The sequence below is a fragment of the Burkholderia sp. IMCC1007 genome, assembly GCF_027257875.1.
In the GTDB taxonomy this organism is placed as follows: Bacteria; Pseudomonadota; Gammaproteobacteria; order Burkholderiales; family Burkholderiaceae; genus Burkholderia.
Map to the genome: position 1 here is coordinate 111,034 of NZ_JAPVQY010000017.1, position 10,510 is coordinate 121,543.

Annotated in this window: 8 protein-coding genes; 6 read left to right on the forward strand and 2 right to left on the reverse strand. The window is 65.9% G+C overall.

Annotated elements, in window-relative coordinates; translation table 11 throughout:
* Window positions 1-53 precede the first annotated feature (53 nt).
* From O1Q03_RS17350 to O1Q03_RS17375, 6 genes are read left to right on the forward strand one after another with little or no spacing between them, the layout of a single operon-like run.
* Window positions 54-1,160: an ABC transporter ATP-binding protein gene (locus O1Q03_RS17350; protein WP_269504990.1), complete on the forward strand. Its 1,107-nt coding sequence runs from the start codon at window positions 54-56 to the stop codon at window positions 1,158-1,160.
* 1 nt (window position 1,161) lies between these two features.
* Window positions 1,162-2,112 (forward strand): ABC transporter permease, encoded by a 951-nt coding sequence (locus O1Q03_RS17355; protein WP_269504992.1) that lies wholly within the window; start codon window positions 1,162-1,164, stop codon window positions 2,110-2,112.
* Window positions 2,109-2,927 (forward strand): ABC transporter permease, encoded by an 819-nt coding sequence (locus O1Q03_RS17360; RefSeq protein ID WP_269504994.1) that lies wholly within the window; start codon window positions 2,109-2,111, stop codon window positions 2,925-2,927. Before O1Q03_RS17355 ends, O1Q03_RS17360 begins: the two co-directional genes overlap by 4 nt.
* Before the next feature lie 37 nt (window positions 2,928-2,964).
* Window positions 2,965-4,002 carry an extracellular solute-binding protein gene (locus O1Q03_RS17365; protein WP_269504996.1) on the forward strand — a complete coding sequence of 346 codons (1,038 nt, stop codon included), beginning with the start codon at window positions 2,965-2,967 and terminating at the stop codon, window positions 4,000-4,002.
* Window positions 3,945-5,585, forward strand: coding sequence for an amidase (locus O1Q03_RS17370; RefSeq protein ID WP_269504998.1), 1,641 nt, complete (start codon window positions 3,945-3,947; stop codon window positions 5,583-5,585). The genes O1Q03_RS17365 and O1Q03_RS17370 overlap by 58 nt, the downstream gene beginning before the upstream one ends.
* Before the next feature lie 4 nt (window positions 5,586-5,589).
* Window positions 5,590-6,978, forward strand: a complete 1,389-nt coding sequence (locus O1Q03_RS17375; RefSeq protein WP_269505000.1) for an aspartate aminotransferase family protein — start codon at window positions 5,590-5,592, stop codon at window positions 6,976-6,978.
* A gap of 427 nt (window positions 6,979-7,405) precedes the next feature.
* Here the strand turns inward: O1Q03_RS17375 and treY are convergent, their stop codons facing one another.
* Both treY and O1Q03_RS17385 read right to left on the reverse strand, forming a co-directional pair.
* Window positions 7,406-10,171, reverse strand: a complete 2,766-nt coding sequence (gene treY, locus O1Q03_RS17380) for a malto-oligosyltrehalose synthase (RefSeq protein ID WP_269505002.1) — start codon at window positions 10,169-10,171, stop codon at window positions 7,406-7,408.
* On the reverse strand, window positions 10,168-10,510 hold a 343-nt coding region (locus O1Q03_RS17385; RefSeq protein WP_269505003.1), incomplete at its 5' end, for a 4-alpha-glucanotransferase. The genes O1Q03_RS17385 and treY, both read right to left, overlap by 4 nt.

Consider the following 10,510-nt stretch of genomic DNA (forward strand, 5'->3'; position numbering starts at 1 on the left):
TCGTGGGTGCGGAGGAAGCCGCCGTTCGTCAGGTGGGCGAGCATGAGAATGCCGTGCCCCGCGCGCGTATCCCAATCATCGACGTGCGTGACGTCCACAAGATCTATCAGGGCGACGGCACGAGTGCCGCGCATGCGCTGAAAGGGGTCACCGTATCCATCAAGGACAACGAATTTTTCACGCTGATCGGTCCGTCGGGATGCGGCAAGACGACCTTGTTGCGACTGCTTGCCGGCTTCGAGCAGCCGTCGGAGGGCGAGATTCTGCTTGCCGGAGAGCCGGTTCATGCACTGCCTCCGTACCGGCGCCCGGTGAATACGGTGTTTCAGCACTACGCACTGTTTCCCAACATGACGGTCGCGCAGAACATCGCGTTCGGCATGCAGATGCTCAAGCGCAACGGCGCCGACATCAAGCGCAGGGTGGCCGAGATGCTCGCGATCGTGAAGATGGAAAAATTCGCCGAGCGGCGTGTGCATCAGCTTTCCGGCGGCCAGCAGCAGCGCATCGCGCTCGCCCGGGCGCTGGCGCCGCAGCCGCGCGTGCTGCTGCTCGACGAACCGTTGTCCGCGCTCGATCTGCGGCTGCGGCAGGCCATGCGGCTCGAACTGAAAACGCTTCAGGAGCAAACCGGTATCACGTTCGTATTCGTCACGCACGATCAGGAGGAAGCGCTTGCGATGAGCGACCGGATCGCCGTGATGTCGGACGGACTGGTTCAGCAGATCGATACGCCGGAGGCAATCTACAACCGTCCCGCCACCCGTTTCGTCGCGAATTTCATCGGCGAGAACAATCTGCTGTCGGGACGCATCGCGGCTCGCGAGGCCGGCCGTGTGCGGATCGCGGTGCCGCAGGTCGGCGAGATCGATACGACATGCGCGGGCAACCATGCCGTCGGCGACGCGGTCACGCTGGCGATTCGTCCGGAACGCATCGTCCTCGGCAACGGCGGGCCGCAGGACGGTAGCCGGATCGACGGCAAGGTGGACGCCACGGTATATCTCGGCACCGATACCGCCTGTCACGTGCGGCTCGGCAGCGGGCAGCGCATCGTGGTTCGCGACATGGCGGCCGCGCGCACGGCTGCGACACCCGAAGCGGGGCAGCCCGTTACGCTGACCTTGCCCGCCGACGCCATCAACCTGCTCAAGGACTGACATGGCCGCCAACGTCGATCATTCGCTTCGGGCGGCCGGGCCGCGCAGATCGCTCGCCGACCGCGAGCGTGTCAACCAGATTCTGAGCCTGCTGCCCGCCACGCTCACGCTCGCGATCTTTCTGGTCGTGCCGCTTCTGCTCGTCATTGCCTATTCGTTCATGCAGGCAAGCGGCTACGGCGGCGTGATCCACAAGTTCAGCGTCGATGCATATGTCCAGTTGCTGTTCGAACGCAATCTCGACAACAACCTCGAATTTACGGATGCGTATCTGACGATTGCGTTGCGCTCGATCGCCGTGGCCGGCGCGACGACACTCATCACGATGGCCGCGAGCATTCCCGTCGCCGTCTACATCGCGATGCAGCCCGCGGCGCGTCGCAGCAGGCTGATCCTGTGGATCACGATTCCGTTCTGGGCGAATCTGCTGGTCCGTACCTATGCGTGGATTCTCCTGCTGCGCGACACGGGCGTCATCAACGGTGCGTTGCAGGCGACCGGCCTCATTGCTCACCCGCTGCCGCTGCTCTATACCGACGGCGCCGTGCTGGTCGGCCTTGTCTATACGTATGCGCCGTTCATGGTTCTGCCCATCTATTCGAGCGTGGAGAAGATGGATATCCGGTTGCTCGAGGCCGCGCACGACCTCTATGCGTCGAAGCGCCAGGCACTGCTGCGTGTGGTCTTGCCGGCCGCGGCACCCGGTATCGTGGCGGGCTGCATGCTGACGTTCATTCCGTGCCTCGGCGCCATGATCGCACCGGAGCTCCTCGGCGGCGGGAAGAAGCTCATGCTCGGCAACCTCATCTATCGGCAGTTCACCGAGGCGCGTGACTGGCCGTTCGGCGCGATGTTCGCCGTCGTGCTGCTGTTGGCCATCACGATGGCCGGCATTTTGATCACCTTGATGCGCAGAAGCCTCGAAGCTTCGCGAGCACGGAGGTTCCAATGAGCAAGGTGTCCATGCGCGCCGGATTTCGCGCCCGTCATTTCGCCGGATTCGGGATCTTTACCGCCGCATTTTATGTTTATCTGTATCTGCCCATCGTGGTACTCGTGGCGCTGTCCTTCAACAGCAGCGTTTCGGCGACGGTCTGGCAGTCGTTCAGTCTCAAGTGGTATTCGGTCGCGTTGCACAACGACGGATTGCGCGATGCGGCCCGGAACAGCGTCACGATCGGCCTGACGGCCGCGGTGCTCGCCACGGTGTTTGCCACTATGGCGGCCCTGGCGATCTCTCGCCGGCAGCGCACCCGACTCACCGGCTCGGCCGAACGTCTGATCATGTTGCCGCTCGTGCTGCCGGAAATCGTCGTCGGCGTGGCCACGCTCGGGTTCTTCAGTGCGATCGGTCTTTCGCTTGGGGTCGGCAATCTCGTCATTGCGCACACGGTATTTTGCATTCCGTTCGCGTATCTGCCGGTTCGTGCGCGGCTGCAGGGCATGGACACCCGTCTCGAGCAGGCGGCGATGGATCTCTACGCACGCGAATGGCAGACGCTCCGCTACGTGACACTGCCGCTCCTGATGCCCGGAATCGTGTCGGGTCTGATGCTCGCGTTCGTCGTGTCGCTCGACAACTTCATCATCTCGGTGCTGATCGCACAAGCCGGCTCGACGACGCTGCCGATCTTCATTTTCAGTCTGATGCGCATGGGCGTCACGCCTGACGTCAATGCCGCATCCACGATCATTCTTTCGGTGTCGGTCGTGCTCGTGGTTGCATCCCATCTCGTCGGAAAGAGCGGGCGCAAGCTTGCCTCATGAGTCTTACATCAACGCAGCGTATTCGATTGGAGAATCCATGAAAGGAATTCTGAAAGCCGCATGCATTGCCGCTGCATGCGCGGTTCCGGTCATTGCCGCACATGCGCAGGGGAACCTGAATCTCTATATCTGGTCGGGCTACATCGCGCCCGATCTCGTGTCGCAGTTCGAGAAGCAAACCGGGATCAAGGTCAAGATCGACAACTACGATTCGGAGGAAACGCTGCTCGCGAAGCTCAAGCAGGGCGGCGCGGGTTACGACATCGCGGTCACGGGGCAGGCCATGGTGCCGGTGCTCGCGCGTGAGGGGCTGATCGAAAGGATCCAGGCATCGAAGATTCCGGGCTACGACAATATCGAAGCGCGCTTTCGCAAGCCGCAATGGGATCCGCAGGGCGACTACACGGTTCCCTATCTGTGGGGCACGATGAATTTCGCCGTCGATTCTGCCGTGTACAACGGCGACATCAATGCAATCAACGTGCTGTTCGATCCGCCTGGCCCGTTGCGCGGCAAGGTAAACATGTTCGATTCCGCCGACGACGCCATTGCGCTCGCGGCCGTTGCCGCCGACGTGCCGTATTGCAGTGAGGATCCCAAAAAAATGAAGAAAGTGCTCGACGTGCTCAAGAAGCAGAAGCCGTTCGTGAAAACCTATAGCTCGAAGGCGGGTGCGATTCGCGAGTCGATGGTGTCCGGCGAGATTGCGATGTCGGCGGTCTGGAGCGGTACGGCGCAGCGTGCGTCGGATATGAAGCGCTCGATTCGCTACGCGTATCCGAAGGAAGGCTCGCTCGCGTGGGTCGACAATATCGTCGTCCCCAAGGGGGCGCCCGATATGGATAACGCCCGGAAATTCATCGCGTTTCTTCTGACGCCGAAGGCTGCCGCGACGAATACGAATTTCCTCAAATATCAAAATGCCGTGACGGGTTCCGCTGCTTTTGTCACCGACAGCGTGAAACGTGCGCCCGAGCTCAATCCGCCATCCGGCACGAAGTTCGTGTTCAAACAGTCTTGCTCCGAAGCGGCGATCCGCCTCCACGACCGGGTCTGGACGAGTCTCCTGAAGTAACCGGTAACCGGCCTCCGGGCGCGTCGATACCCGCATGCGAGGAAACACGCTTTTCCGCTCGTGCATGGTGGCCATGCACGCGACGGAATCGATGCGCCCGTTCAACAAGAAGCACAGATTGCACCATGACTGTTGACACCACCCTGATTGACCGAACCGCTTGTGAGGTGGTCGATCTTCTTCGTCGCGAAGAGGTCAGTCCACACGAGCTGCTCGATACGCTGGCTGCGCGGGTCGAACTCGTCGAACCCCATATCAACGCATTGCCGACGCTGTGCTGGGAGCGGGCGCACGAACATGCGCAAAGGCTGATGCGCGTGCCCGTGACGGAACGCGGGCCGCTGTGTGGACTGCCGGTGCCCGTCAAGGATCTGTCCGCCGTGGCTGGCGTGCGCACGACATACGGTTCGCGGGTCTATCGCGACTTCGTTCCGGCCGCGACCGACGTGACGCCGGCGCGCCTGGAGGAAAGCGGCGGCATCGTCTACGCGAAGTCCAACTCGCCGGAATTCGGCGCGGGTGGACATACGGTCAACGACGTACTTGGACTGACACGCAACCCGTGGCGGCTCTCGCGTTCGTCGGGCGGTTCGTCGGGGGGCGCGGCGGCGGCGCTCGCGTCGGGCACCGCGTGGGTGGCGCATGGCTCGGATCTGGCCGGCTCGCTGCGTACGCCGGCGGCGTTCTGTGGGGTCGTCGGGCTGCGCCCGACGCCCGGCCGCGTGCCGTCGGGCCCCGCGCGCGATCCCTTCGACACGATGGCGGTTCAGGGGCCGATGGCGCGCAACGTCGAGGATACGGCGCTGCTGTTCGATGCGATGGTTGGCGCCGATCCGCGTTCGCCGCTGTCGATGCCGCGTTCGGCCCAAACGTTTCTCGACCATGCGCGGCGCCCGCGTGTTCCGGTGCGCATCGCCTATAGCGACGGGCTCGGCATTGCCGTGCCGGAGACGCAGGTGCTCGCGATTTGCGCCGCAACGATGGACCGTCTGTGCGCGTCGGGTATCGGCGTCGAACGGCCCGATGTCGACCTGTCGGCGGGGCACCGCGCATTTCACGTACTGCGCGGCGTTTCGTTCGCGGCCAACTATGCGCCCGTGCTCCGGCAGCACCGGGAGACGCTGGGGGCAAACGTCGTCGGCAACATCGAGTATGGGCTGGCACTTGGTGTCCCCGCCGTCGCTGACGCGATACGCACACGCGGGGAGCTCACGCATCGCGTGGAAGCGCTGCTCCGGCAATACGACGTGCTCGTATGCCCGGCCTCGATCGTTCCGGCCTTCGATGCGGGGCTTCCGTTCGTCGCATGCGCGGCCGGCAGGCAGTTCGATACCTATATCGACTGGCTTTCGATCACATACGGGCTGACGTTGCTTGGCCTCCCGGTGATTTCGATTCCGTGCGGAATGACCGCCGACGGCTTGCCGGTCGGCATCCAGATCGTGGGGCGAGCGCGCGGCGAGGCGGACCTGCTGTCCGTCGCGGCGGCCATCGAGGCCATCATCGGCCCGTGGGCCAGCGGGAAGAAGGAACTCGACGTTTTATTGAAAGAACAGATCGAATCTTCAGCACTTCAGGAGTAATGCCATGACCACAATCTTCAAGTCGAACAACGAGCGCGACGTCGCTTACTATCTTCATCCGTATACGAACCTTGCGGTGCACGAGAAGGAGGGGCCGCTCGTCATCACGCGCGGCGACGGGTGCTACGTATGCGATGAACACGGGAACCGCTACCTCGAAGCGCTGTCAGGCCTGTTTTGCGCATCGCTCGGCTTCAGCGAAGCGCGTCTTGCCGATGCCGCGGACAAGCAGATGCGCAAGCTGCCGTTTTATCACGCATTCGGCCACAAATCGACCGATGTCGGTATCGAGCTTGCCGAGAAGCTGATCGCGATGGCGCCCGTGCCGATGTCCAAGGTGTTCTTTGCGAACTCCGGGTCGGAGGCGAACGATACGGCCGTCAAGCTCGTGTGGTACTACCACAATGCCATTGGCAAGCCGCGCAAGAAGAAGATCATCTCGCGCCAGAAGGCTTACCACGGCGTCACGGTGGCCGCCGCAAGCCTCACCGGCCTGCCGTATGCGCACCGCGAATTCGATCTGCCGATCGATCGTATCGTGCATGCCGACTGCCCGCATCACTATCGCTTCGCGCAACCCGGGGAGACCGAAGAGGATTATGCGACCCGCTGCGCCGAGACGCTGGAGCAGTTGATCCTCGATGAGGGGCCGGACGAAGTCGGCGCGTTCTTCGCCGAGCCGGTGATGGGGTCGGCCGGCGTGATCGTGCCGCCGCGCACGTACTTCGAGAAGGTGCAGAAGATTCTCAGGAAGTACGACATTCTGTTCATTGCCGATGAAGTGATCTGCGCGTTCGGTCGAACCGGAAATATGTTCGGCTCGCAGACCTATGATCTGCAGCCCGACATGATCACGATGGCGAAGCAGCTGTCGGCCGGCTATCAGCCGATTTCCGCGTTGATGGTCAACGAAAAGATATACCGCGCACTGGTGGAGCAGAGCCGCACGACCGGCACGTTCGGGCACGGCTATACCTATACCGGGCATCCGGTGGCGGCGGCCGTGGCACTGGAAACGCTGCGCATTTATGAAGAGCGCGACATCGTTTCCCGGGTACGCGAACTCGCGCCGGCGTTTCAGGCGCAGTTGCAGCGGCTCGGCGCGCATCCGCTGATCGGCGAGGCGCGCGGTATCGGGCTCCTGGGCGGCCTCGAAGTGGCGAAGGACAAGGCGCGGCGCGAGCCGTTCGCTCCGGCCGCCGGCGTGGCAGCTTATGCGGCGAAACGCGCGCTTGCGCATGGTGTTGTCACACGCGGGTTGAACGACACAGTGACCTTGTGCCCGCCGCTCGTCATTACACCGGCCGAACTTGACGAAATGTTCCGCGCCATCGAACGCGCGCTCGACGATACATACGTGTGGGCCGGCCAGCAGGGGCTGCTGGGAGATTAGGATGACGGCGAATCTTGCTGGCGCGGAAGCCGTCGCCGAGCGCCGGCATGAACGGTTTTACGTGGACGGAGCTTGGGTTGAACCGTCGGAGGCGGCGCGCGTGCTGCCCGTCATCAACCGGCGACGGAGGCCGTGATCGCGCGCGTGGCCGCGGGATCGGCGCGCGATGCGGATCGGGCTGTCGCTACCCCGCGGTGAGCGTTCCACAAGTACGGACGCGCGACGAACAACGAAAGACTTGAACCGATTGATGCCGTGATCGGCGCTTACCGGCTGCGACTGGGGGACATCGCGCTGTTGAGCGCGAGCGAAGTGAGGAGGCCGATCGCGTTGGCAGCGCATGTGTCCAGCCGCTGCCACCGCGATGTTGATGGCGCGTCGAGCGGGTTGCTCGTCGGACCACGAACCACACATATCCATACCGCATTCACTTCCGCGCGTGTCCCGCCACCAGCACCGCAACCGGCAGCGCCGCAAGACATCGATCGAGCCGTATCATCCCGTACGCCGCATCGATTTCTCGCCCGTCGTCCAACCAGTCGCTCCACCGCGCGCCAGCCCCCTTCGGCACCACGACCGCGGTATCCCCCCATTCATCAGGCTTTACACGCGGCACCTCAGGCACGTCGCCAAGCAGCCGGCACGCGAGCCGCGTCGTCACGACCACGATCGTCGCGTTGTCATCGCACCGCGCGAACGCCACCGCGTGCCGCCCGAGCCTCCCGCGCACGCGCAGCGGCACATACGCACCCTCCGCAAACGTCGTCGGCCAGCGCGCCCGCAGCGCGAGCATCCGCTCGACGAGCGCACGCTTCACGCGCGCATCGACCCAATCCCGCAGATACGCGGAAACGGGCTCGTCGACGCGTTCGGCCGCCAGTCGTGCGAACGGCACGTCGCGCCGGTTGTCCGGATCGACGAGCGAGTGATCCCATAACTCGGTACCTTGGTACAGGTCGGGTACGCCTGGCGACGCCATCCGCAACGCCGCCTGCGCAAGACTGTTGACGACCCCGGCTGGCGCGATGCGCGCGACGAACGCATGCAGCCGGTGCACGAAATCCCCCGCGCCGTGCGGATGCAGGATCGCGCGCACGAACCGTTCGCAAGCACGCTCGTAGTCCGCGTCGGGCGCGAGCCAGTCGGTATGCCGTTTCGCTTCGCGCAGCGCCTTCGTCTGCCAGCCCACCACGCGCTCCGCGAGCGCCGCGAGGCCGGCCGCATCGTCCGGCGCGAGCTCGGGCGGCCAGCAGCCGACGAGCGTCTGGTACAGCATTGCTTCCGCCGCGGGCCCCGGCGTCCATGCGAGATCGCGATGCGCGCGGCCACGGTGCGGCTGGTTCAGCGCGGACCAGTCGAGCGATACCGATCGCCAGGCATCCGGCACCTCGCTCAGCACCGCGAGCCGCGCGCGCGCATCTTCGCCGCGCTTGTGATCGTGTGTCGCCGTGGCGACGAGCGTATGCGGGACGGTGCGCGCGCGCCGCCGGTTGCGTGCATGGAACGCGCCGCGCGACAGGCTGAAGTCGCCCGCATCGGCGCCGACCTCGTTGCGCGACAGCAATCGCCCGTAGCGGTAGTTGGCGGTGTCCTCGACGCCTTTCGCCGCGAGCGGCGCGGTGAGCTGCGCGAACGCGACGCGCGCGGCCTGCAGCGCGGCGGCATCCGCCCGTGGCGCGCGTATGCCCGGCAGCCCGAGCCACCCGGCGACGCGATCGAGCGCGTAGCGATCGGACGGATCGATCGCGGCGCACGCAGCGTCGTACGCTTGCGCGAGCACGTGACGATCGGCGGCACTCGGCTCGTCGCCGGGCGTTGGGTACATCCGGTACACGGCCAGATGCACGGCAAGCTCGGCGAGCACGCGCTGAAGCGCGATCCGGCTGACGTCGCGGGTCGCGGGGGCCGCGCGCGCGATGCGGTGGAAGGCGCGCGCGACGCGCTCGTGCTCGCCGGCGAGCTGCCGTTTCAGCACGCGCCGCTTGCCGGCGACGCCTTCCTGCGCGAACGACCATGCGGAGCCGGACACGGCCGCCCAGTGCGCGGCGAGCGGCTCGGCGCCGGCCGGATCGTGCAGCAGCGCGGCGACGTCGTTCATGAAGTCGTAGCCGGTCGTGCCGGCGACGTGCCAGTCTTCGCGCAGCGTCTCGCCGGGCGCAAGGATTTTCTCGACGACGACGTAGGGCCGCGCGTCGCGCTGCGCGGCCAGGCGCGCATGCAGGCGCCGGCAGTACGCGCGCGGATCGGCGAGGCCGTCGACGTGATCGACGCGCAATCCGTCGATCCGTCCTTGCGCATGAAGCCGCAGCGGCAGTGCATGCACCGCGTCGAACACGGCTTCGTCCTCGACCCGCACGCCCGCGAGCGTCGCGATATCGAAGAAGCGCCGCCAGTTCAGCTCGTCGGCGGCGGTGCGCCACCACGCGAGCCGATAGCACTGGCGCTCCAGCAGCCGATGCAGGCAAGCGCGCGAGCGGGCGCGGCGCGGATCGGCGCCGCGCAATACGGCGTCGAGCGCATGCGGGCCCTGGGCGGCGGCGTAGTCGCGCAACGCCGCGTGCGCGGCCGCGACGCGCGTGCTGCCGCGCACCGCCGCGGCATCGAAACGCTCGGCGAGCGCGTTGAGATCCGCGCGGTTCGCGATGCGCAGGATGTCCGCGTAGGTGGCGGCGGCAACCGGCAGCTTTCTGCCCGGGCACGCAATGAAGAAGCGCCCGGCCGACAGGTCGGCGCCGAGCGTGATGTCGCCGGCCGCCAGCGCGTCGCCGTACGGCGCGCCGAGGCAGGGCAGCAGCACCTTGCCGTCGAGGGCGCGGTCGGGCGGATGCCAGTCGATGTCGAAATAGTGCGCGTACGGGCTCGCCGGCCCCCATTCGAGCACGTCGTTCCACCAGCCGTTCGATACGCCGCCCACGCCCATGTGGTTCGGCACGATGTCGACGATCACGCCGAGGCCGCGTGCGCGCAGCGCGTCGACGAGCCGCTCGAAGCCGGCTTCGCCGCCGAGTTCCGCGCTGATTGCGTGGTGGTCGACGGTGTCGTAGCCGTGCATCGAGCCAGGCTCGGCCGTCGTGATCGGCGACAGGTACAGGTGGCTCACGCCGAGCCGCGCGAAATAGTCCACGTGGGCGGCCGCGTCGTCGAACGTGAACCCGGCGTGCAGTTGCAGGCGCAACGTTGCGCGCGGCGTCATGCGTCGTCCTCCGGTGCATGGCGGGCGTGCTCGAGCGCCGCGATGCGCGTGCGGACGTCGTCGTCGAACAGCGTGTCGACCGCGCGCGGCAGCCGGCGCAGCCAGTTCGGGTGGCCGCACGGCGGCCCGGGGAGATTCGGCTGCGCATCCAGCGCGAGCAGATCCTCGAGCGGCACGATCGCGAGCGGCGACGGGCTGCGTGCGACGTACGCGAGCACGGGACCGACCGGCGGTGCATCGGCGGGCGGCACGGGGTCGGCGGCCGGCGCGCAGCCGGCGTCCTGCAACGCGCGCCACAGCGCCGCGCGGTCGCTCGCGCGTTCCGCGTGCGCGGCGGCG